Source organism: Kitasatospora sp. NPDC023120, assembly GCF_055560835.1.
The window spans coordinates 53,519-76,916 of record NZ_JBVHHY010000027.1; the positions used below are offsets into that span (position 1 = coordinate 53,519).

Below are 23,398 nucleotides of genomic sequence, written 5' to 3' on the forward strand. Positions count from 1 at the left end.
TCCCCTCATCGGTCCGCATCGCCTCGCAGAGTGGTTCTCCAGACCTGTGAGGCGGCGAGCGCCGCCTGGGTTCAGGTTGGAGAGCGCGGTCAGGGAAGACCGCGCTCTTGTCGGCAGGGATTACGAGGTTCCTTCTGCGCTGGCGAGAGGAACGGGCGGGTGCGGATGGGTGCGGCGCACGACTGAGCCGACATACCGACGGGCCGGAGTAATGTACCCAGCTCGTTCGGCTTCATTCGTCCAGCCGTTGCAGTGTGGTGGCACTCGAGTGCTGGGCAAGCGCGAGACCATCCACCACGGCTTGAAAGTGGGGCCGGGCTCCGGCCGTTACCGCGGGATGTAGGTCTTTCAACCAATCAACGAGGGAGAAGCCGGCGGAGTCGACCGCCCCGGCACTGTTGACGGATAGTTTCCGAACCCAGCGCAGACCAGGATCGACCTGTTCATGGACGGGTTGTGCCTTGAGGAAGCCAATGAGGTTGTCGAGGGCGGACCAGTCCTTGTCGACCTGAACTGTCCAGTCCTCGACCAAGTCGGCCACAGGGGCGATGGGGATCCACCGACTTCGGGCCTCACGCAGAGTGCCATCGATGTCCCGGTCCATCATGGATAGCACCGGGTTCGGAATGATCTCCGATTGCATTGTCCTGTAGTCATGTCGGCCGAATCTGTCGGCATCTTCGTCACCCCTGTCCGCGGCGGCCGACAGCGGCTGGGTGAGTACCAGCTCCATGAGGTACGGCCAGCCGGCGGCGAGCGGCCGCACGAGGTCGCTCTCATAGGTAGCGGCGGTCTTCAAGACCCGCAACAGATGGCTGAACGCCGACGGCGAGACGATCAGCCGATCGGCGAACCAGCTCAGTACGGCCGGCTCGGAATCGGCGGCGCGTAGGAGGGAGGCTCCTAGACTTGCCCGCCGTTCAGTGTGTGGCTCCTCACCCCACACCTGTGCTGCGCGGGCGTAGGCGTCCAACAGGGGGTCGCGCAACTCGTGGGCCCGGGTCCGGCAGCAGTGCCGGGTCCGAGCGGCCTCCAGCACTGCGGAGACTGCGGGCCCCAGCACCGCCAGGTCCATGTCCTTCCCCTCGCGAGAGGCCAGTGCGGCAGCAAGGTGGGTCGAGGACACATCGCCCATCGCCGACGGGGACGGACTGGCCCCGGGCTCCAGCAACTGGCGCACGCAGGACTCCACCGCGCGCCAGGCAAGGCTGTGATGGCATTGGCGGTGATCTGCTGAGCACCTGATGGACCAGAGCGGTCGCAACCCTTCGACGGCGTACTCGCGTACCTCGTGCATCGGGTGGGCAGCGCTGTGTACCACCGCGTCGGCTAGGCGTTCGGTGTCGACAGGCGGTGGCTCGGAAGCCTCGGCCAGGGGTGCGAGCAGACGTGGTAGTGCGAGGGCGGCCAGACGGTTACCGGCCCAGGGCTGAGTGGCGTCCAGACCGTAGGAGATGTCGACAGGCTCGTGGATCGCCGCGGTCAGCAGGTCAACCGACCATTGAAGGTCCTCTGCGGCTGGCGACCTGCCCTTTGCTGCGGCATGTATCGCCGCGGCCGCTACCGCATACCGTCCGTCGAGCGCCCACCCCACTTCGTCGGCCGGCCCTCCGTGGAGCTCACGTGCTGCCCGGAGATCGGTGGCAAGCATGTCGAGATCGCCGACGACAGGCTCGCTCACGCGGTAGGGCACCGATCGGTGGAGCGCGTAGCGATTCATCAACCCGTACTTCAGGGAGGTGCGGTCGGCCTCGGCACGGTGGCGTTCCAGCACCGGTGCGTCGGCCTCCGACGACAGCGCCTCGATCGCCCACTGGTCACCGTGCCGTACTAGTGTGAAGCGCTCCAGGTCGAGGTGGTCGGCCCAGGACTTGACGGTCAATCCAGCGACGCCGTCCGGCGCGGCCGAGCGGAGCCGATCAGCCACCGCTCTCAGCCGCGCTATTGCCTGACTGTTGTCCGTGCGTGCGGCATTGATGACAAGAGTCATCGCTACCTCGACCGGTGAACGCTTCAACCACTCGCCACCAGGAAGGTCGTTGCCGCCCCGGAACATACTGCCGCTGATGATACGGTCGATCTCGAGCTCCCAGACCAGGGGATGAGCAAGGAAGTCGTCCAACTCATCGGTGACCGTGTTCAGATGCCGCAGTAGCAGTCCATAGGCAAGACCGAGGCCGGACAGCGTTCCCACGCGAGCCAGGACCAGCCGGGCGGCGGCGCGAGCCGTGACAGCGCCGCGGGCGATCTCCCGTTCCAGCCAGCGTTCCAACGCCATCAGCGCACTCATACACGGCTGGTGACCGTCGAGTGCTCCCCGGTACCAGAACCAGGACTTGGAGGTACCCGCGTAGCGGCGCAGGCCGCTGTTCAGGAAGTCGGCGGTCACACCAGGCTCGTCGGTCGTCGTGCTCTGCGCCTCCATGGTGCCGGTGACAATGGCCTCGATCAGACGCAACCCGTGAGAGGGGGCAGCCTGAAGCAACCAGAAGAACGGACCACGTGCCCAGTCGGCTTGGCTGTGGGTGAGGCCGCCAAGGAACTCGTGCTTCCCCATCCACGGCCTCCGGAGGCTCCCGAGGAATCGGTCTGGCCGATCGGGGTGCGGAAGGTAGTAAGCCGAGGCCAGTTCGACGAGCAGATCGGGATCGGTCATGGCCAGGCAACCGCCGGCCTCAGCACGGTCCACGGCCGGCATGAGGCTGTTCGGGCGTGCGTGTGCGAGCCTTCGCAGCAGGTCGGCTGCGGTACCGGTGCGCTCGACGCCGAGCAGCGCGAGTGCCTCGATGTAGGCGGCTGAGGGAAACTCCGGAACTTCCCGAAGCATGGCATCGCGCAGCAACGCCCGCACTGGCCGATGCTTCGTCATGTCGATCCCGAGTGCCTCTTGCCGGAACAGGCCACGTAGCCACGCCAGCACGACCTTGTCGCTCAGATCGGCATGATTGCGGGAGAGGACGCTCGAGTGTCGAGTGATCCATTCGATCACGGGTGCTGCGACCAGCGGATCGCAGGACCTACCGTCGCCGAAGCGCTGTACGGTGCAGCGCAGCAGACCGTTCAGCAGGTCGGGCTCCCGGAGGAGCTCCTCCGTCAAAGCCGAGAGAGCGTCGGCGCACCAGTCGGCAGACAGGACCGCTTCCCAGGGGACGTCCTCCCAGCGTGTGCCATGTGTCGCCGTGAGACGCTCGAACTGTTGACGTGTCCGGTTCCAACGGGCGCTGAAGCCGCCGGGCGCGTCCGGATCGGGCCAGAGCCTGGCCTGGCAGTAGATCCGAGCGGCATGGACAGCCCATCGCGGGCCGGTGCCCTCCAGGAGCATGAAGCCGTCGGGCAGCAGTAGGCGCCTGGCCGTGGCGAAGTCCCGTAGCAGGTCATGGGAGAAGGCGTGTTCCTCGTCCGAGACCGCCGACACCTCGTCGAGCGGCGCCAGGACGCCGTCGGACCGCAACGAGGCCAGGACCGGGCCGGATACCGCGGCTGGACGCCTCCCCGTGAGCCGGGCCTCGGCCAGCGTGACCAGTGCTCGTCCGCGATCCTCGGACGCCAGGTTGGAAGAGACCTGGCGGCTGTTGTTGAGGACGAATGCGGACCAGACGTGCCGGTAGACATCGGCCTCGCTCCTCAAACGAGCGGGTAGCGCCCCGCCACGCCCGGTGGAGCGCAACAGCAAGTCGATGATCTTTAGCCTGCGCAGCAGCCAGCGGGACCGGTCGTCGTTCGCCATCTGGGTGAGGTGTGGTGCCGCACGGACGACGTCGTCGACCTCTCGGTCGTCCAGGGGCGGAACACTCGTCTCCGCCACTGTTCGATGGCCTGCTCGTTCCAACAGATCACGCAGTGTTTCCGTGGCGTCATCGCGGCTGACCAGTACAGGAAGCAAGCCGGTACTGAGAGCCGCGTCGACAGCCTCGGCGGTCAGGTCGGCGAAGCCTTCCTGGGCGGCCTCGGATCCGTCCAGGACAAGGATCCCCGAACGAGGTGGCGTCTTCGATGTGTTGCCGTCCCGGTCCAGTGTCGATGCGACAAGTTCCTCCAAGCCGCCCGCGTACGGGGCCATCGCCGGAACGGAGGCCGCCAATACCTGTACGGAGCGGTCACGCAGTTCGTCGACTGCCCGGAGCACCAGAGCGGACTTGCCGACCCCGGGCGCCCCACGGACGATGACGACCTTCTCCGGACGGTCGCTGACGAGTACCTCGGTGAGATCGGCGAGTGCTGCCGACCGGTCGACGGTCAGCTCCTGGTCCGGTCCGATGCGCAGCGTTCCCGGGCCTCGCCGAAGGGTTCTCTCCCACTGGGCGAAGAGCAGCTTTCCGTCGGGCCCGACGAAGTACTGGTTGAACTGGTCACCGTTCTGTACCGCATTGACGGTGCCGCCGGCGTCCGCGCAGTTGGTCTGTGTCGTCAGCTGGTCGCCGGAAGGGGAGGCCGACTCGGACCGTGCCTCGTCCTCCGGCCTCTCGTTGCTGCTCACCTGGGGGTTGCCCCTGGCCCATTGGTGATTGATTGGTTGCCGTTTTGCACGGCGTTGACCACTCCCTTGCGGTCTGCTTTGTTGATCTGCCGCAGCGTCGACGCGGGGGTGGGCAGGCCATCGACGGGCCCGGATCCGCTGGCTGGAGTGACCCCTGCGAGATCGCCCGGCAGTGCGGCGATGACAGTCATTGCAGCGGCCGCGGCGTGGGAGGCCGCGATCTGCTGGCTGCCGCGGGCATCGGCCGATGCTTTGGCGCCGTCGGCGAGGTCGCTGATGCCCCGGATCGTCAGTGAGTCCACTTTGCCGAGGGCGGCTACCGTTGCTAGCCCCGCGCTCTCCATCTCCACGGCAACCGCGTCGTTGAAGACGCGGATGAGCCGTTCACGCAGCGGGGATTCCATCGAGTTCAGGACGGTTTCACCGGCGGCGACCGGCTTGACATGGACCTCTGGTAGCCGGTCCGACCGGTACGCATCCAGGCGGATCCGCTCCTGCCATGCCGAGCCGCGCAAACTGTGCAACGCGGTTTGCAACAGGGCGTGCGAAGGGCTCCAGGCTGCCGGACGGGCGAACTGCTCGTCGGGTCCATGCTTGGATCCGTCGTACGCGTAGATCTTGTCCGCAACCACGACATCACCGAGCCTGACATCGGACTTCAGGCTGCCTGCCACCCCGACGAAGATGATGGCCCGAGGCGCAAAGCCCGCCCTGAGCTGCTCTGCGACCACAGCTGTCCGGAGGTTTCCTGGTCCCACCTCTGCGAGGATGACCTGGCGTTCCGAGCCGGTCACAGTACCGACCTCGCACCACGTGGCCTCGTGGATCACTCGGCGTGGATCGAGCAGGTGCTCGCGTACCGCGTTGTACTCGAGACTGATCGCCGTCAGCACGACAACTGGGCTGGTCGAGCCGAACTCGCCTTCGAGCAAAGGACCTTACCTCCAGGACTGTGACTTCCATCGAGCGTACCGCCACCTGCCGACAGTCCTGACTCGCTGCGAGTTGTGCCCCGGCGGCAGCGGCTACTTGCGGGCATCGGCGATGGCTTCCCTGCGACCCGTTGGCTGGGCCAGACTGTCCGGACGGGACCTTGACTCTCAGCACCGGGGAAACAGTCGTGACTACGACCGATGACGTCACTGTTGGCAAGCTGCTCCTGGCCGAGTACGACAGGGTGAAGGAGGAACAGAAGACCCGAATAGGCTTCCGGGACAATCTGCTCTACGTCACGCTGGCTGCGATGGTGACGGTGTTGATCGGCGCGGCGCAGACACGCCAGCCCGCGCTGTTGCTGGCGCTGCCCGCAGCGACCTCTGTGCTCGGTTGGACTTACCTGGCGAATGATCAGAAGATCAGTTCGATCGGCCGTTATGTCCGTACTGATCTAGGGCCTCGCCTGGCGGCACTCGCCGGTGAGCATGACAGCCCTTTCGGATGGGAGTCGGCACACCGAAGCGATGGCCACCGGAAGCAACGGAAGATCATCCAGTGCGCAGTTGATCTCACAGCCTTCACCGCGGTGCCGATAGCAGCTATTGCCGCGTTCTGGATCTACGGCGCGGGGGCGGCCCTGCCGACCACCCTTTCCGTTCTGGAATCGTTGGCGGTCGTCGTTCTCGCTACCCAGATAGTCCAGTACGTCGATGTCACGACGTAGGCCGATGGCCTGCAGGCCGGGGCTTTGGCAGGTATTTCAGGCGGTTGTCGGGTGCTCATTGGCTCACTGTTGCTCGGCGTGTCCGAACTCGGCGCTGGGCTGTGTGACCACTTTGGGACCAGGCGTGCTGAGCGCTGGTGGGCGGGTGTAGATGGAGTTGAGTATATCTGGCCGAGGTAATACCTGGTTCTCCATCAGGACGCTTACCAAGCGAGCCGATAATCTGACTCAACTCCAGTTACTGAAAGCTAAGTTGGCCGCTTCACCTGGAACCGTCAAGCAGGCAGCCAATCAGTAGGTTGGTCGAGAAAACTTGCTGAGGTTCACGCTGGCTGACCAGGCCCCAGGCCCGCACCGCAGTCTTCCTGGATGGCCCGGTACAACGGCAAGCGGCGACACTCCGTCCTCGGCTACCGAAGCCCAGTCGACTACGAACGACAGCGCGCCAAGAGCGTCACTAAGCTGGACTTGGCCGCATAGCGGGAAAGTGTCTACGAAATAGGCAAAGCCCGTACCGCCCGCTCACCCCAGAGGCCAGACCACCATCGAGCTGTTCGACCTCAACCGAGGCCTGCTGGCCAAGGGCCGGATACACGCCTTCCACATCACCAAAGTCTGCGCCGCCCAGTGGGCCAGCGCCACGGCCGAGGGCGACCACGAAGCCGCCGCCCACTGGGCCGCAGTCGTCAACGAACAGCCGATGGCCGACATCGTTCAGGCGATGCTGCACCAGGCCCTCGACCTCGCCGCTGAGGTCCTTTCGAGGACGACCCCATCTCCTCGCTCACTTCCGCGAGCCCCAGCTCCGATCGGCGCTGCTCATCCAGTAGAACGCCGCGGCCGGGCCGGTTCGCGCGCTGTGTCTTGGCAGGGTAGTGCGCCGATGCCGGTCGAGTTGAGCCGGGACGCTCTGTCGGACACGGCGGTCAGACCTTGGCGGCGTAGCCGTAGAGAGCAGTTCCAGGTCTTCGGAACGGACCGATGCGGGCTTCTACCGGACCCATTGCATACGGCCGACAGCAGGATCCTTGGGGAGAATGCGCAGTGCCATGACGGTGCCGTCGTCACGGAAGGACGTAGGGCCCCAGCCGGGTGCAGTGGTTCCGGTTGGCCATGCGTTCCGGCGCTCATAGGCGAGGCGGCGGTACTCCTCCACCTGCCCGGTCTCCAGGAGTTCGTACAGGGGTGACGCCATTCCAGAGAACGCCTCGACTCGCTGTCCGTCGAGCCTGAAGACCTGGTCGGTGCCGACGAAAAGCTCACCCTCGAAGGTGTGGTGGGCGTCGCGGACGCTGGCTGCGCCCGCGAAGGTACGCTCCTGGTAGCGATGGCGGCCCTGTACGGCGGTCAGGTAACGGCTGATCTCCCTGCCGGCTCCGGTCCAGGCGAGTTGCCCGGCGGCGCCGGTTGCCGCCAGTACCTGCGCGAACCAGCCGAGTTCCTTGCGTGGTATGAGGAAAGCGTTGTGCCTGTGCTCTCGGTAATCGCCTCCAGGGCCGGGGACGCGGACGGTGTCTATGTACTTCAGACTGCGCTTCAGACGGCGGTCGATGTCGGCGCCGTCTTCGACGTCGAGGTGCGCGTTTCGCAGCTGCGCGCTGCCGGATGCCTGCAGGGCGTGGACGGTGATGCCGCCGGGGGCCATAAGCTCGGTCGACATCAGCAAGCAGCCGGTGTTGTCCCAGGTTCCGATGTGGAGGTGTTCGACGCGTTCGCTGGCCCTCGCGAGCTGGCGGAACGTGGTGCGCTGCGCCTTGCCGGTGCGCGGGGTGGCGACTTGGTGGTTGCCGCTGGCTGTCACGGCATAGACGATCGACGGCTCGTCAGGCTTCCAGGCCTCGATGAGGTAGTCCGGGCGGGGCCACGCGCCGAGCGTGGGTTGCTTGTCACTGCGTGCGAATCCGGGCAGGAGTGCGGCTTCGGCGTCGATGGTGGCGATGATGCGGTCGGGGTGGCGAAGGCGAATGGTGCGCTCGGCCAAGGCGAGGCCGAAGGCGCGTCCGAGTTCCCGAGCCTGAAGGCCGCGGTGGAACTGCTCAGGACTCTCGCCGATGGAGCTGAGGTGCAAATGACCATCCCGGGGGGTGGCCATGGCTCGGCAGTACTTTAGGGACTGCCAGTGTTCGGCGAGTCCTCGACCCTGTCCGTGTCGTGCCAGTGTGCTGGACCTGGCTAGGGTGCCCAGCGCCTGCCAGGTGGTGAGCGTGAGGTCCTCGCGTTCGGCGGAGGGCAGCGGCTCGGTCAACGGCTTGCGGAACACCTCCTCTTTGTTCTCGGCCTTTCGGGCGCGTTCGCGGTCGATGCTGGCGGCGGCCTTGTCCGCGTCCGACACCAGCTGGGCGGTGGAGCGGACGTGGACGCGGGTGGTGTCGGCGAGTTCGGCCAAGATCCGGTCGGTCGCTGCGGACATCTGCGGTTCCTTCACTTCCGGTTGTTGGTGGCTGCGTACGCGGTCGACGCGGGCGCGGGGACGGGTCGGACCCGCGCCCCTAGTGCGGTGGCGCGGGTCGACGGCTCGGAGGCTGATCGGCTAGTGCACCCCGGCGCGCGACGGTCCGCGAGGGTGCCCTCGTCCTCGTGTGGCGAGGCTCGTTGGTGTGTCAGGAGGTGGTCTGCGGTCGGCTGGCGTGAAGGTCGTTGAGCACAGCACCGACCACCTGCCATGACACGTTGAGCGTGTCGCGGTCGGGGGTATGGGTGGCGTCGATCTCCTGGCGGGGATGGACGTAGTTGCGGTACTCGCGTAGCTCGTGGCAGAACTTCTCGATGTCGGCGTCGATCCAGCCGGCGTTGTGGCAGCGCTTGATGAGTTCGGCCAGGGAGATCTTGTCGACCTTGGCGTTGCCGAGCAGTGAGGGGTCGCGTTCCAGGACGGCGCGCAGCAGGACGCCTTCGAGGATGCTGCCGAGCATGATGATCGCGGCGACGTGGGCGCCGTTTTCATAGCAGGTCTGTGCTTCGTCCATGCGGGATTGGAGGACCTGGGCGGCGCGGGGGTCGGTGATGATGTCGGCGAGGGTGCCGCGGAACTCGGCGGGGGAGTGGTGTCCGGGGCCGGCGAGTGCCGGGTCGCAGGTGACGATGCGGGGCCGGCCTCCTGGGGTGACGATGCGAAGTCCTTCGTGGATCAGGAAGGCGTTGACAGCGGTGACGACGGCGGCGAGCTGCTCGGGTTCGTCGAGGTACTCCAGCGGCTCGGCCAGCCGGAGCAGGACCTTCTCCAACTGGCCAGGCAAGTGGCGGCGTTCGTTGAGGAGTTCAACAGTCCATTCACGGCGGTATTGTCCCTGGTAGGCCGGGACGTGTTCCCAGCCGGCGCGCGTGAGGAACTCGGAGATGTCCCGGCCGCTGCGGTAGTAGAGGTCGTCGTCCCCGCAGATGACGCGGGCAAGCTCCTTGAGGGTGGCGACGTCGAGCTGGGAGATATCGGGAGCGGTGGTGTCGGTCACTGGGATCCTTCCGTGGCGGTCGAGGTGACATGCGGTTCTTCGTCGGTGTATTTCGGCTCGATGCCGAGCCGCTGCAGGAGCGGCCACAGGCTGGCGAGGGCTGCCTCGGGGTCGCGTCGGAACTCGCTGTCGCGGAGGCGCCAGAACTGCCAGCCGACGCGTTCCAGGTCGCGCTCGCGCTGGTGGTCCTTGCGGATGTCGTCGGCGTCGGAGTGGTAGTAGTCGCCGTCGCATTCGACGGCGAGGCGCTGGTGGGCGCCGACGACGACCAGGTCGATGCGCTTGCCGCCGGCAGGGAACTGGGGCACGACCCGGTAGCCGCGCGCGGTGATCGCCAGGTACACACGCTGCTCGAACAGGGAGTCGAAAGCCCGGTTCGGTCGGTCTGGGTGGACCGGTCCGAGGTCCTGGCTGTCGTAGACTGCGCCCGGGTCTTCGATGTGGGCCAGGAGTTTCAGACGCAGGTCATCCGTCTTGAGACGATGCCGGGGCACGGAGTGGAACAGGTGCATCTGGTCCCGGGCCCGGCTGGCCGCCACGTTGTAGTTCTGCTGCTCGAACCGGTTGCCTCCCCAGATGCGGCCCGGACTGGTGATCACCATCGACAGGAGGATCACGTCGCGTTCGTCACCCTGGAATCCGGAGGGGACATCGACGCGCAAGGCGTGCCGTTGCCGGGCGGTGGCGGGGATCTTGGCGTTGATGAGCCGCTCGATGACGCGGACCTGCTGGTGGCCCTGGAGGACGATGACGCCGAACGTGCGCTCGCGGTAGGCGGGGTCGTCGATCAGGGTGGCAAGGTGGTCAACGAGGGCTTCGGCTTCGCGGTCGTTATGGATGCGGCCGTCGCGGCCCGCCACGACGGCGTCCGCGATGTAGTGGGTGGCCAACGGCGGCAGCCGGTCTCCGCCGAACTGCCGCAGCGGGATGAGGGTCTTGTCGTAGAACTCGTCGGAGGACCACTTGATGATCTCCGGCATGCAGCGGAAGTGCTCGGTCAGCCGGATCACTTTGGGGAAGAAGTTGGTCAGCAGCCCGTAGAGATTGGTGTGGGCCGTGTAGAGCTGCCGCAGGCGCGGGGGCAGGTCGGGCAGGTAGGCAGTGAGCCGGTCCTGCACGATCTGGAGCGGGCCGAGCGCGTTCGGCGGTGGGGTGCACTGCTTGTCGTCGCCGACGACGATGACGCGCGGTGCGAGCCAGAGCAGGAACAGGTTGTCGATGCTGGCCTGACTGGCCTCGTCGACGATGACCACATCGAAGGCGTCCCGGTGCGCCTGGAGGGTTTCGGCGACTTGGGCGATCGGCATCACCCAGGCGGGCACGGCGTCCCGGGCCACGTTCATGGCGTCGCGTGCGGCCGCGCGATAGAGGCCGGCATGGCGGCCGGTTCCCTTACCGACGGATGTCATGTGGGAGCGGTATGCCTGCAGGGCGGAGCGCTGCTCGGGAGTGATCCTGGCGATCAGGTGGGCGCGGGCGCGGGCCGCGACCAGGTCTCCGGTGACGATTTCGAGCCGCTGGTCCAGCTGGGCGAGTTCGGCCTGGAGCCGGTGGTCGAGGCCTGCGGTGGGCTGCTGCGCAACGAATCGGGACGCGGCCGCCCAGGCGAAGGCGGGGCCGAGCCGGTTCATCCGCTGGTCCCAGACGGGGTGGCCGGGGTCGCGGGTGAGCTGCTCCGCGAGCGCGGGGTGCGCCTTTTGCAAGGTGGTGAGCAGTTCGATGCAGCGGCTGTGGGACGAGGCGGCGTCGCGCGCGTCCAGGAGCATCTGGAGCGCCGCCGCGTAGCCGTTGGTGTCGCGGTCCCGCAGGGCGTCTGCGAGGGCGAGTGCGGCCGGGGCGGGAGTTGCGTGGGCGCGCAACTCCCTTTCACGAGCGCCGAGATCGCGGTCGGCCGCGTCGGCCTCTCGGCGGCGGCCGAGCGCGTCTTCTGCCTGGACGAGGTCGTGCCATTCCTCCGTGGTGTTCAGCGGGATGCGTAGGCCGTGTCGGTCCAGGAGAGAGTCGGCGCTCTCTCGGGCCTTGGCGAAGGTGTCGATGGCGGCGAGTTGCTCGTGATGTTCGACCAGACGTGCCAGCTGAGTGTGTGGGTCGGCAGCCGGCCAGGTCACACCGGCGGCGTTCCAGCGGGCGGTGGCAGCGAGGACGTCGCGGTGGGCGCGCACATGGGCGATCAAGGTGCCGAGGGTGTCGACACTCTGTGGGATACGCCCGTCGACGGCACAGGTTTGCAGGATCTCGTGCGTGCGCTTTTGGACGGCCGTAGGAAAGCGGGTCCGTAGTTTGCCGCCGTCACGCAGGTAGTCCCGCAACTCTTCCGCGCAGTGGATGAGGCTGGCTGCCCGGTCCTGCGTAAGCGGCTCGGGCAGGATGACGGTGGCCATGCCGGTGGCTTCCAGCAGCCTGCGTGCCTGTTCCAGGTCGGGGCCGACCGCTGTGACGCGCTGCCACACGTAGGTCTCCCGGCGTGCGAGCCGATCGGTCAGAGCGCGGGTCTGCCAGTGGTCGCGTGGCCACCGGGCGGGGTTGGCGGGCAGACCGAGGCGGTGCAGTGCCTTCAGTGCCTCGGCGAGGTGGTGGGCGATCTCGTCGGTGACGGCGATCGGGAGGCTCGTGAGCGCGTCGCGGACCCGGAGTGTCGAGGTGCCGAGACCGCTGTCCGCCGAACGTGACGCTTCGATGAGCAGGGCCGTTTCATCGACCGAGAGGAGATCGTCTTCGGCGGGGAGCCAGCCGGGGTTGTTCTCCTTCATCGCGCCCGCCCGCAGCAGGAGGAGAAGCTCCAGGGCTTCGGCTGGGCCGAGCGGAGGTGTGGACGTGGTTTGCTCGGGGAGGGTGCCGATCCAGTCCAGATCGTCGGCCTCCGCCTGCACCTGCGACACCAGAGCGGCGAGGGTGCCCTCGTATCCCGGGGCGACGTCCGAGTGATGTTCGGTCTCCGCCACACGCGCGGCGACGATCCGGTCGGTGACGGCTTCCATACGTGCACGCAGCCGGTGACGTTCGGCTGCGAGCCGGTCGACTGCAGCGGTGACGGCCTCGGGATCGGCCGCGGCAACCTGGTCGATCAGCGTGTTCACGGAGCGGTCCAGTTCGCTGGTTCCGTTGCGGCTGGTGGCGCTCAGCAGGAGCACACACAGTTCCCGGACCGTCGGCGGGAGCTTGCTCAACAGGACTGTCAGCGGCTGGTCCCGGGCGCTGGTTACCAGAACGCGCTTGCCCTCCGCGAGGAGCGCGGCGGTCAGGTTCGCGATCGTGTGCGTCTTGCCAGTTCCAGGCGGTCCTTGGACCACCACCCCGGTGTCCTGTTCGAGGCGGCGCAGCACCTGCCGTTGCTGCGCGTTCGTCTTCAGCGGGAATAGCGGGTCATCCCCCAGCAAGGGTTCGGGTGGAACTCCGGTCCAGGCCCGGCGCTCGTTGTCATTGGCCAGTGTCACCAACTGCGCGATGCCCAACGGGGCATACGCCTCTGACGCGATCGAATCGCCGATCTGCTCGTAGACACGGATGAGGGAGTTGCGGTCACGCGGGCGCAGCACCAAGGCTGGCGCATAGGTTAGGCGCGCGACCGGGTCGCCAGCCCTGTCCGGAGCCTCCCAGGCCGCAGTGAACACCACAGGTCGGGCGAGCGCACGCTCGTGCCACTGAGCCAGCTGCTCAAGGACCGCCTCCCCCAAGGGGTGCGGGGACCGGGCCTGCAATTCCTCCCCTACGGCGATCGCACGTTCTGGATCCCATCCGTCATCGCTGTCGAGGAAGTCCTGGTCCTCCACCCGCAGCGCGCCGTCCGGGGCCAGTCGCACCGTCAGCCGGGCAGTACGCCGGTCCACGGCCGTGTGCAACCGCTGCGTCAGCATGTGGCGGAACACGCCCGCGCCGGCAGAGTCCTCGAACGAGAGCAGGCCGACCGCCAGGACGAGCTCGCGCTGATCGTCCTGCACCGCCAGTACCTGGTGCCACGCGTACAAGCCCTCGTACAGGCTCCGACGCGGAGCGTCCCCTCGCTCTGCCTCCGCCCATCGTCGCCACCTGGTCAACCAAGTCGTATAGGCGGCCAACTGCTCCGCTGCCTCATGCCGGAGAACCAACTCTCCAGCCATCGGCAGCGGATCCTGCGGGCGGACCTGCACTGCTGGTCCCTCCCCTGCGAGAGGCGGATCCCCCGCATACGGGTCAGCCGCGGCTACCGGATCCACCCACCCCTCAAGCACAGCAGGCAGTTCCGGAGGTGCAGCAGGCGGAACGAAGTCCAGCGACAACACCAAGCCGTCCTCGCGCGCACTCGGCTGGGCCACATCCTCCGGCAAGTCGGCCAGCCACAGAATCTCTCTCGACTTGTCCCGACAGTCCCGCACCCTGCGGGTGCCAGTCTGCACCAGCTCCCGCAGGAAGCTGACCAACTGCGTCGTCGCGGCGACGATCTCCGGGTCGCGCGCATGGCGCGTGGAGGAACTCACCATCACTCCCTGTCGTCTGGTGGCGAACATTCAAGAATGAGGCAGTCCTCCAAGCCGAGCATGCGGACGACGAACGATGTCCTGATTAGGTGCATGCCTGGCGCAATTGTTAAGTCGGTTTCGTCCAAGGCTGCCTGACGGCTGTTTGTGGATCGGCGTGGCCGGGTGCTGGGAGTTGCAGGCCTGGTCGCCGCGTCCATCCGACGGGGGAAGAGTGCGCCCACAGACCTGTGTCTGCTCCAAGGTGCGCCCTCCTGGTGGCGAGCCACTCGCGCAGGAAACTGGCGACCGTTGTGCGGCAGTTCTCGTAGACGCCGCGCAGCTCGCCGTCCACGATGCGGCCGTCTCCCTGGCCGCCTCAGCGCGGCTGGCGAACCCGCCGCGGCGGCGGACCCGGCACCGTCCGTCTTCATTCGCAGGTCGACGGCGTACGTCCACTTACCGCGCTTGATGTCTCCGGCCAGCCGCGGGCACCACGGCCCGAGTTGCTTCCGATTCCCGTCCATGTACCCGCACCGCCGATAGACCCGGCCACGCTGTGAACGCTGTCCCATGGACTCCTCCTGCTGGGACCCGGTGATCCCGGGTTCCCAGGTTCGCCGCCTCGTCGGGCGTGTCGGCAGGGCGTACCGGGCGGTTCGCGAGGCACGTCAGATCCAGTCGGGCAGGACACGCTCAAGACGACACACCACCTGGAAGATCGCGATCCGTAGCCGGTGGGTAGTCGACCTTGTTCCGCTCGAAGCGACCCGGCCGGTGAGCGGTGTCACGGGCGTCGCTGCCGGGGGCTGCAAGCGACGGTTGCTGAGGGGCCGTCAGATCTCGGTTACTCGCGGTGACGGGACCTGGTCTGGAGCCCTGGGGACCATTTGGGGACCACTTTGGGACCACACGCGATGAGCGCCTATGAGCGCCCGTGGGTCGAAACGGGCGTCTATGTACGAACTGAACGCTGACGGGTCGTCGCTCGTGATCGAGCCAGGACACGGAGGCGAGTCTATGATGCGTCCCAACATTCCATAGTTTCAGCGTAGTTGAGCAACAAAGAAACCGAGGGCTCAAGGCCTCGGCAGGCGACACTACTTGAACCCCTTAACTGGGGGTCAAGGGGTCGCAGGTTCAAATCCTGTCGTCCCGACTTGCAAAACTGCAGGTCGTAGGCCGTTTCCGCCTGATGGCGGGAGCGGCCTTGACGCGTTTTCGGGGCCTTGTGAGTGCATTGTGATATCGGTGATCTGGGATGGATCTTCTCGACCTCCGGGCGTGAGCGTCAACTTGCCTTCTGATTTGGATTCTTGGCCGTGGTGAGTTGTCTGGGGCTTCGGGGTGCGTGAGTGTCCGGTGTTCTCGGGTGGGGGAGCTGGATAGGGGCGGGAACCGGTTGGTCGGCGGTGGTGAGGGCGTGGTCGATGGTGTCGACGGCGTCACGGGCGGCCTGGGTGGTCAGATGGCCGTAGATGTTCGCGGTGATGGACAGGGTGGCGTGCCGCAGGGTCTTGGAGACGACGGTGAGGGGCACCCCGGCGGTGATCGAGATGGTCGCCGCGAGGTGGCGTAGGTCGTGGATGGTGGTGCGGGGGACGCCGAACTCACGGCAGAGGTAATGGAAGTGGTTGAGGACGTATTCGGGGTGGAGAGGGCGTCCGTCGGGGCGGTGGAAGACGAAGCCGCCGCGGATCGACCAGGCGGGGCTCTTTGCCTCGGCCCGGTGACGCAGGGCGACGGCGACGCGCGGGGAGATGGCGACCCAGGCCTTGCTGCTGCGGGTCTTCGGAGAGGTGATGACCAGGTGGTTGTTGTCGATGGCGGAGAGCGTGTAGCGGATGTAGAGGACACGCTCGGGCAGGTGCACGTCGATCCAGTGGAGTCCGAGGGCTTCGCCCTTGCGGATGCCGGTGCCGATGAGGACCTCGATGAGGTCGGCGAAGGCGGGATCGGCGGCGTGGCAACAGTGCAGGAAGTGGATGGCGTCCTGGACGGTCCAGATTTGGCGTTCGGCTGCGGCGGGCCGCGGGATGACGGTCGGGCGTGCCGGGTTGTAGGGGAGCCGGTGGTGGCGTACGGCGTCGCCGAGGGCGCTGGAGAGCGTGGCGAGGCAGCGGTGGACGGTCACTTCGCCGCGTCCGGCGTCGAGTTGGGTGTGAACGAAGGCGGCGATGGGGGAGTGGCCGAGATCGTCGAGTCTGACCTGGCCGAAGGCGGGGATCAGGTCGTTGGTGACGTAGTCGCGGTAGCGGACGTAGGTGGTGGGCTTGAGGGTGAGCTTCTTGTCCTTGAGCCAGGAGGTGAGGTAGTCGGTGATGGTCTGGTTGGGGTCGGCGTTGAAGCCGGCGGCCTGCCCTTCGATCATCCGGCGCAGAGCGGCCCGGGCGGCCTCGGCGCTGGGGTAGCCGCCGCGGCGGACGATGTTGCGGTGCCGGCCGGGGGAGGGGAGGTCGAGGGAGAAGGTCCAGGTGCCGTGATCGGGCTCGGTGGCGAACTTGGGGCAGCTGGCTCCGAGCTGTTTGCCTTGCTGGTCGCGGCAGCCGCACCGGCGGAAGACGTGCCCGGCGTGGACTGCGGAACGCATGGTGATCGCCCCCGAGGGAGGTTCGTGTGAAATTGCCATGCTCATGCTCTCGTGCTGCGGATCGAAGAGCGAGCAGTGCCGCACTCAACCCGCTCTCACCGGGGGCGCCAAAACCTGGTCTGACCTGGGATGATCCCTTGTCGTGGCGACAAGGGATCGTGGACTCGCTGGCACTGCTCGGTGTCGCAGGGCGTAGCGTCCCGATACGACCGCTGAGCACGGGCTCGGGAGCATCCGGATCATCGCGCCCTGCGAGCCGACTTCGTCCGGATTGCTCACCTGTCGTGGGCGAGGCCGACCAATCCGGGCGATGCCAGCCTGCACATACCGATACGTGGGTTGACCTGCAGCGACGACTCTCCGAGCCCCACAGATGGCCGGTTGCGAGAGCGAGGAGCTCGCCCGGCACTTCATCCAGGGCACCGTCGCCAAACAGGGCGTCAAGGAAGGCGAGTTGACGATCCACTCCGAGCGGGGCCGGCGCAACCTGTGGCTGGGGACCCCGGACCGGCTCGGCCTCGGCTTCGACTCCTGGCAGTTCGGCTGTTTTCCCAGCTGGAGCCGGGGCAGCAGCCGGCAAACGGGAATTTCGGGGTCATGCCGCCCGGCAGCCTACTATCGCTTCCTGGGCCTGTGGACCTGATCCTCAGCTCACCAGGTACGGAGAGGCGTCACCCGGCCTGCTGCCGATGCGTACCCGAGGAAACACGTGAGCACCGAACAGACCGTCCCCGTCCCGCAGGTCCTTCATGAGGCCGGCCGCCGACGGACCTTCGCCGTGATCAGCCATCCGGACGCGGGCAAGTCCACGCTCACCGAGGCGCTGGCGCTGCACGCGCGGGCGATCACATCTGCCGGCGCGGTGCACGCCAAGGGTGACCGACGCGGCGTGACCAGCGACTGGATGGAGTTGGAACGCGAGCGCGGTATCTCGGTGACCTCGGCCGCATTGCAGTTCGGCTATCGCGACCACGTGATGAACCTGGTCGACACCCCCGGCCACGCCGACTTCTCCGAGGACACCTACCGGGTGCTGGCCGCCGTCGACTGCGCGATCATGCTGGTCGACGCTGCCAAGGGCCTGGAGGAGCAGACCCGCAAGCTCTTCGCGGTCTGCCGCCATCGCGGCGTCCCCGTGATCACCTTCATCAACAAGTGGGACCGGCGCGGCCGGGATGCACTCACCCTGCTCGAGGACATCGAGACGCACCTCGGGATCACCCCCGTCCCGGTCGTCTGGCCGGTCGGCAACGCCGGCAACCTGCGCGGCCTGGTCGAAGCGGGGAACACCGAGCAGATGCTGCGCTACACCAAGGTGCCAGCCGGCACGCACGCTGCCCTCGAGGAGCAGCTCACCTCCGAGAAGGCCGCCGAGCAGGAGGGCGAAGCCTGGACGAGCGCGCTGGAGGAACTGGAGCTGGTGCTCTCCTCCGGCCCCGGCTACGACCAGGAAGCCTTCGAGGCCGGCAAGATCAGCCCGGTCTTCTTCGGTGCCGCGCTGACCAACATCGGTGTGAAGCCCCTGCTGGACGCCGTGGTCGACCTCGCTCCGGCTCCCGGGCCCCGCCCGCTGGCCAAGGGCGGCAGCCGCGAGGTCGGCGAGGAGTTCTCCGGCCTGGTGTTCAAGATCCAGGCGAACATGGACCCGGCACATCGCGACCGGATCGCCTTCGTTCGAGTCTGCTCCGGCGTCTTCGAGCGCGGCATGCACGTCACCCGCGCGGCCAGCGGCCGCTCGTTCGCCACCAAGTACGCGCACACCGTCTTCGGAGCCGAGCGCACCGTGGTCGACACCGCGTACCCCGGCGACGTGGTCGGCCTGATCAACGCGAGCGCGCTGCGGGTCGGCGACACCCTCTACACCGGCAAGAAGACCGAATTTCCCCCGCTGCCCGCTTTCGCCCCCGAGTACTTCGCGGTGGCACGGCCCAAGGACATCAGCCGTTCCAAGCAGTTCCGCAAGGGCGTCGCCCAACTCGATGAGGAAGGCGTGATCCAGGTGCTGGTCTCCGACCGGCGTGGCGACCAGGCGCCGGTCATGGCTGCGGTCGGCCCGATGCAGTTCGACGTGATCCTGCACCGGATGGAGCACGAGTTCTCTTCCCCGATCGCCCTCGACCAGCTCTCCTACCGCTTGGCCCGGATCACCGACGCCGACGGCGCCGCAGCCCTGGCCAAAGCCCGCCTGACCAACGGCGAGGTGCTCACCCGCCGCTCGGACGACGTGCTGCTGGCCTTGTTCGCCGACAAGTGGCACCTGAACGCCTTCCAGCGCGCCCAGCCCGACGTCCTGCTCCAGCCGCTGATCGCCACGGCGGACTGATCACCGACCTCTCGGCACGGCGGCGCCGCTTGGCACGGCGGACGGCGCATGATGCGGCCCCTGCCGGGGGTCTTCCGGCGCGCGCCGCCCCTGTGGCTGCCGATGAGTTAGTCCGTGCAGGTCATGCGGCATGTCGGTACTCGTGGAGGGTGCCGCCGAGACGGTCGCGTCCGCGGACGTCCAGCCGGGGGATCCGCCCGGGATCGGCGATCGGGACGGGCCGTGATGTCAGTGACGTGTCCTGGTGGAGTGCGTGATGTGGGGGCGGTGGGCGATGTAGTGGTCCTCGAACTCCCGCAGTACGTGCAGGAGATGGCGCTGGTTCCAGATCGGCGTCCGGTCGAGGAGTTCGCGTCGGCATGCCCGGCGTTCCATTAACGGGGAAATTACGGGCAAAGCGCCAGGATGATCACGGCCCGCTCACCGCTGACGAATCGAGGTCGACACCGCCATCGATTGTTGACCGAACCAACACGAAGGCCGGGCCCGTCGCACTGTGTGCGACGGGCCCGGCCTTGTTGCGTAGTAGCGGGGACAGGATTTGAACCTGCGACCTCTGGGTTATGAGCCCAGCGAGCTACCGAGCTGCTCCACCCCGCGTCGGTGACACCGACTCTACGGCACATCCCGCACAGCGCGAAATCTCATTTTCGCCGCCGCCGAGAAAATGCCTGCGGCAGGTGGCGGCGGCCCAGGAATCCATCATGAGCGTCACCTGCCGGATGGCTGGTCACCAGCGGACAGCTCGTACGCAATCGCCGTCTCGGAGACGAATTGGCTGCGGGCGACCGTCGCCCTGACCGTGCACTGCATGCACGGCGACGACACTCAGGTCGGGCGGTTCGGCTCCCGACAGGGGCTGCATGCTGCCATTGCGTCCCACCCCGTGTACCCGGATTCTCCCCAGGCCTGGCCTGGCCTGGCCTGTCGGGGCGGCCCGATACCTTTCACCCCATGACGCTGCTGCCCGTTCGACCGATCGCCACGACCAAGCCGTTGACGCCGGAAACGGCATCGTCCCCAGCGGTTGCCTCGGTGGTTCCGTCCGGGCCCGGCCCGGTGTCGTGGGCGTTGGACGGGACTCTGTTCGCGGTGGACTTCTCGGCTGCCGGCGACGAGCCCGTCGCGCCCTGTGCGGTGTTCCGACTGGGCGATCGCCCACGTGACGCGTGGGGCGCCGCTCTCGCGCCCGACGCTGGCTGCGTCGTCGTTGCCACCCAGCACGAGGCCATGTGCCTGGACGCCAACGGCGCGGTGCGCTGGCGGATCCCTTTCACGCCGCCGGCGCACTCTTCGATCGGGCTCGCCAACTGCGCCTTCTCGCTGGACGGTTCGCAGGTGTGGATCTTTCGGCCGGACGCCATGCTGGGCCGGGGTGACGGCGGAGACCGCTGGCTGGTCGTGGACGCCGCCGACGGGCGGGTGATCGCCGAATACGCCCTGCCCACGGTCGGGCAGGGCGCCCACCAGGTGGCCCACCCCGACGGCATTCACATGCTCCTGGACGTCGGTGAAGGCCAGGACGGCGTCTTCCTCTTCCACGGCCGTCTGGACGGGGACGCGATCAGCGTCCACTCCTACCCGTGGGATGACCGTTGCCTGATCGATGTCTCCCCCGACGGGCGGGAGTTCATGACCGTCGGACACGGTGAGGACGACGCCGTCTTCCACGCTTTCCCCGACGGCACCGAGCTGTGCCGCTTCGCCGTCGAGCGCTTCCTGACTCCCGCGGCAGCCGACGAGGACGGGAGCACCGATGACAACGACGAGGTCGAAGAGCCCCACATCGCGTGGAGCGGCGGCTACCTTGATGCCGCCACTGCGGTGATCACCGTCGCCGGCGAGACCGAGGACGACGAGTGGAACATTCCGTACGTCGTCGACCTCGCCAGCGGAGCGATCCGGGGCCGTCTCGCCGCCGAGCCCCGGCTGCGCGGCGACGGCACCTGGACCACCGTCGACGACCACGGCGGGCTGACGCTCTGGAAGCTCGGCTGAACTGCCCCCGGTGCACGCGCCCGGCGCCACTCGAAGCCGCTGGGGCAATCGGACGCGGAATGTGGTTCTTCCCGGCCGGCTTCCGGAAGCCGAACAACTGGGGGTGTCAATCCAAGCGGACGTCGACAGAGGATCTGACCGGCTGGGTGGCGAGGACCTTGGAGATGGGCGGCGGTCTACGAATGCCGCGATCAACTCGGCGACAGGTGAATGTCGTATCGCCGCCACCAAAGTTTGCGACCGTGTCGTTCTCCGGCCGTCCTCGGGCGGGCGGAAACAGCCGGAAGCGAGTCGTACGCAGTTGTGAGGCACGTCACTCTCGGGGCTCCAGTCGTCTGCCACCTCTCACGCGCCTCTCACGGACTGGGTGTCATGAGGTGGCACCAGGCGTCATGCGGCCTGGATGTGGCAGGCCCTGACCTGCGGGTTCTGGACTGAGCGGACGAGCTGGGGGTCAAGGGGTCGCAGGTTCAAATCCTGTCGTCCCGACTTGCATCGCTGCAGGTCAGAGGCCGTTTCCGCCGGATGGCGGAGACGGCCTTCGTGGTTGGTGGTCGCAGTGTGGTCGTGAACGCTCGTTCACGTCGTGCCCGGAGGGCACTACCTGCACTCAGGAGCACCTCAGGGCGGCCGGCCTCTCCCTTGTTGGAGAGTTGAGCGCGTCTGACAGGCCCTTCGGACGCAGGTTGGCGCTGGCCCGGCTTTGATTCCCCCATGGGCGGGCATGCCAATGGGACCCACGGCAGCCGTTTGTGGGCGGTTACTTGGGTGGGACGTCAGCTGTGGACCGGCTGAACGGTGTTCTGTGCGGCCCCTGGCGTGGGATGTGGCTGTAGCGCCGTCAGGCGGCGTGACTGAAGAGCGGGTTCGGTGCGGGTCTGCTGGGGACGAGGACGTCAACGCCGCGCGCGCGGGCTTCGACGAGGCGAAGCCTGGCTTCGATGGTGTGGACCGCGGCCATCCCGACATCCCAGGTCAGGTGGCTGTAGATGTTCGCGGTGGTCGAGAGCGTGGAGTGGCGCAGCGTCTTGGAGATGACCGCCATGGAGACGTTGCCCTCCAGGGCGAGGGTGGCGGCGAGGTGCCGTAGGTCGTGGATGGTGACGTGTGGCAGGCCGGCCTGCTCGCGAAGCTCGTGGAAGCGCCGGCGGACCGCGGCCGGGTGGAGGGGCTTGCCGTCCGCGCCCTGGAAGACATGGTCGTTGCCGGTGGAGGTGCTCCTGGCCATGGCACGCTGGAGTGCGGCGGCGACGCGCTCGGACAGGGGCACCCAGTTGCGGCTCTTCTTTGTCTTCGGCGCGGTCAGGACGAGTTCATGGTTGTCGACCGCGGACAGGGTGTGGCGGATGTACATGACGCGGTCGTCGAGCCGCACGCACGGGCGCTGGAGGCCGAGCGCTTCGCCCTTGCGCAGGCCGGTGCCGATGATGACTTCGAAGAGGTCGGCGAAGGCGGGGTCGACGTTGCGGCAGTGGGAGAGGAAGGCGACGGCCTGCTCCGCGGTCCAGGGCACGCGCTCGTCGGGGCGGGGCCGGCGCATGGGCAGGGGCTGGGCGGCGTTGAAGGGCAGGCGGTGGGCGCGCACGGCCGAGCCCAGGGCGCTGGAGAGCGTGGCGAGGCAGTGGTAGAGGGCCTGACGTCCGCGGCCGGCGTCGAGCTGCTCGTGGGCGTAGGCGGCGATGTGGTCGTGGGCGAGCTCCTCCAGGCGCAGCTTGCCGAAGACGGGTATCAACTCGCAGAGCACGTAGGTGCGGTAGCGGGCGTAGGTGGTGGGCTTGAGCAGGAACTCCATGCCCTTGAGCCACCTGGTCAGGTAGGCGGCGACCGTCTCGTGCGGGTCGGCGTCGAAGCCCAGCCGGCGCCCTTCGAGGAAGCGCCGAAGCGCCGTCTCGGCCGCGAACGCGTCCTCGAAGCCGCCACGGCGCACGGTGCGCCTGCGGCCGCTGAGGGAGGGGATGTCCACGGCGAACGTCCAGGTACCGTGCCCGTCCTCGGCCAGGCGAGGACACGCCGCCCCGAGCTGGCGCCGGGTCGCGTCCCGGCATCCGCAACGGCGGTAGACCCGGCCCGGCCGTGCTGACTTGCGCACTTCTTGTTCCTCCAGCGGTCATCGGGTTCTTGATCGGCTCGCGGAGGTTAGCGGTGCGACCGGCTGGAGGGTCGTCTGCGATCACCATGCGATCACCAACACCGGATCAGGCCTCTGACCTGGGGCTCGTGGTGAGGACCCTCTGGGCGTGCCGAGGCGTAGTTGGCTCGTTCCAGGTTTCGGGGTGCTTGCAGGGTCGGCACACAAGCGCCGGATCTCGCTACTGTGCGCAACCGATTTCGGGGCCGCGGCCTCGAGGTCGGACGAATTGCAGCGAGCCGCTCATGCTGACAGGTCGGGAGAAATTCGATAACAGCGATCGGTGGATTTGGCGCGGGTATGGCCTGTCGGCCGGCCGCCTTCCTGTCCGATTGGTCTA

12 protein-coding genes and 1 tRNA gene are annotated in these 23,398 nt (G+C 67.4%); 4 read left to right on the forward strand and 9 right to left on the reverse strand.

The window, feature by feature from the left end:
* Positions 1-232 precede the first annotated feature (232 nt).
* Together ACZ3TI_RS32110 and ACZ3TI_RS32115 are read right to left on the reverse strand one after the other, a co-directional pair.
* The gene (locus tag ACZ3TI_RS32110; protein ID WP_465732442.1) at positions 233-4,477 is read right to left on the reverse strand and encodes a hypothetical protein; all 4,245 of its coding nucleotides are present in this window, start codon (positions 4,475-4,477) and stop codon (positions 233-235) included.
* Entirely contained in the window at positions 4,474-5,409 is a 936-nt protein-coding gene (locus ACZ3TI_RS32115; protein ID WP_465732444.1) for a 5'-methylthioadenosine/S-adenosylhomocysteine nucleosidase family protein, read from the reverse strand. The genes ACZ3TI_RS32110 and ACZ3TI_RS32115 overlap by 4 nt, the downstream gene beginning before the upstream one ends.
* A gap of 188 nt (positions 5,410-5,597) precedes the next feature.
* Between ACZ3TI_RS32115 and ACZ3TI_RS32120 the strand changes: the two genes are divergently transcribed.
* Positions 5,598-6,137: a hypothetical protein gene (locus ACZ3TI_RS32120; protein ID WP_465732446.1), complete on the forward strand. Its 540-nt coding sequence runs from the start codon at positions 5,598-5,600 to the stop codon at positions 6,135-6,137.
* 991 nt (positions 6,138-7,128) lie between these two features.
* Here ACZ3TI_RS32120 and ACZ3TI_RS32125 read toward each other — a convergent pair.
* The 4 genes from ACZ3TI_RS32125 to ACZ3TI_RS32140 form a co-directional block, all read right to left on the reverse strand.
* Entirely contained in the window at positions 7,129-8,547 is a 1,419-nt protein-coding gene (locus tag ACZ3TI_RS32125) for a hypothetical protein (protein WP_465732448.1), read from the reverse strand.
* A 190-nt stretch (positions 8,548-8,737) separates the two neighbouring features.
* Positions 8,738-9,586, reverse strand: a complete 849-nt coding sequence (locus tag ACZ3TI_RS32130; RefSeq protein ID WP_465732450.1) for a hypothetical protein — start codon at positions 9,584-9,586, stop codon at positions 8,738-8,740.
* Complete coding sequence (locus tag ACZ3TI_RS32135) at positions 9,583-14,070, reverse strand: AAA domain-containing protein (protein WP_465732452.1); 4,488 nt, start codon at positions 14,068-14,070, stop codon at positions 9,583-9,585. The genes ACZ3TI_RS32130 and ACZ3TI_RS32135 overlap by 4 nt, the downstream gene beginning before the upstream one ends.
* Positions 14,071-15,310: 1,240 nt before the next feature.
* A complete protein-coding gene (locus ACZ3TI_RS32140) occupies positions 15,311-16,609 on the reverse strand; it encodes a tyrosine-type recombinase/integrase (protein ID WP_465732454.1) in 1,299 nt (432 codons plus the stop codon).
* 373 nt (positions 16,610-16,982) lie between these two features.
* On the opposite strand from ACZ3TI_RS32140, the gene ACZ3TI_RS32145 reads away from it, so the two are divergent.
* Both ACZ3TI_RS32145 and ACZ3TI_RS32150 read left to right on the forward strand, forming a co-directional pair.
* Complete coding sequence (locus ACZ3TI_RS32145) at positions 16,983-17,252, forward strand: hypothetical protein (protein WP_465732456.1); 270 nt, start codon at positions 16,983-16,985, stop codon at positions 17,250-17,252.
* Between the two features lie 66 nt (positions 17,253-17,318).
* Complete coding sequence (locus tag ACZ3TI_RS32150; RefSeq protein WP_465732458.1) at positions 17,319-18,932, forward strand: peptide chain release factor 3; 1,614 nt, start codon at positions 17,319-17,321, stop codon at positions 18,930-18,932.
* A 228-nt stretch (positions 18,933-19,160) separates the two neighbouring features.
* Here the strand turns inward: ACZ3TI_RS32150 and ACZ3TI_RS32155 are convergent, their stop codons facing one another.
* Entirely contained in the window at positions 19,161-19,307 is a 147-nt protein-coding gene (locus ACZ3TI_RS32155; RefSeq protein ID WP_465732460.1) for a hypothetical protein, read from the reverse strand.
* Positions 19,308-19,458: 151 nt separating this feature from the next.
* A tRNA-Met gene (locus ACZ3TI_RS32160) sits at positions 19,459-19,532 on the reverse strand.
* 471 nt (positions 19,533-20,003) lie between these two features.
* On the opposite strand from ACZ3TI_RS32160, the gene ACZ3TI_RS32165 reads away from it, so the two are divergent.
* Entirely contained in the window at positions 20,004-20,930 is a 927-nt protein-coding gene (locus ACZ3TI_RS32165; RefSeq protein WP_465732462.1) for a hypothetical protein, read from the forward strand.
* 841 nt (positions 20,931-21,771) lie between these two features.
* Here ACZ3TI_RS32165 and ACZ3TI_RS32170 read toward each other — a convergent pair.
* Complete coding sequence (locus ACZ3TI_RS32170) at positions 21,772-22,893, reverse strand: tyrosine-type recombinase/integrase (protein ID WP_465732464.1); 1,122 nt, start codon at positions 22,891-22,893, stop codon at positions 21,772-21,774.
* Between the last annotated feature and the right edge of the window lie 505 nt (positions 22,894-23,398).

What these genes read in the sequence shown, in the direction of transcription:
- ACZ3TI_RS32135 (WP_465732452.1), bottom strand. Translation starts at nt 14,070, where the DNA reads ATGTTCGCCACCAGACGACAGGGAGTGATGGTGAGTTCCTCCACGCGC.
- ACZ3TI_RS32125 (WP_465732448.1), bottom strand. Translation starts at nt 8,547, where the DNA reads ATGTCCGCAGCGACCGACCGGATCTTGGCCGAACTCGCCGACACCACC.
- ACZ3TI_RS32155 (WP_465732460.1), bottom strand. Translation starts at nt 19,307, where the DNA reads ATGGAACGCCGGGCATGCCGACGCGAACTCCTCGACCGGACGCCGATC.
- ACZ3TI_RS32140 (WP_465732454.1), bottom strand. Translation starts at nt 16,609, where the DNA reads ATGCGTTCCGCAGTCCACGCCGGGCACGTCTTCCGCCGGTGCGGCTGC.
- ACZ3TI_RS32145 (WP_465732456.1), top strand. Translation starts at nt 16,983, where the DNA reads ATGGCCGGTTGCGAGAGCGAGGAGCTCGCCCGGCACTTCATCCAGGGC.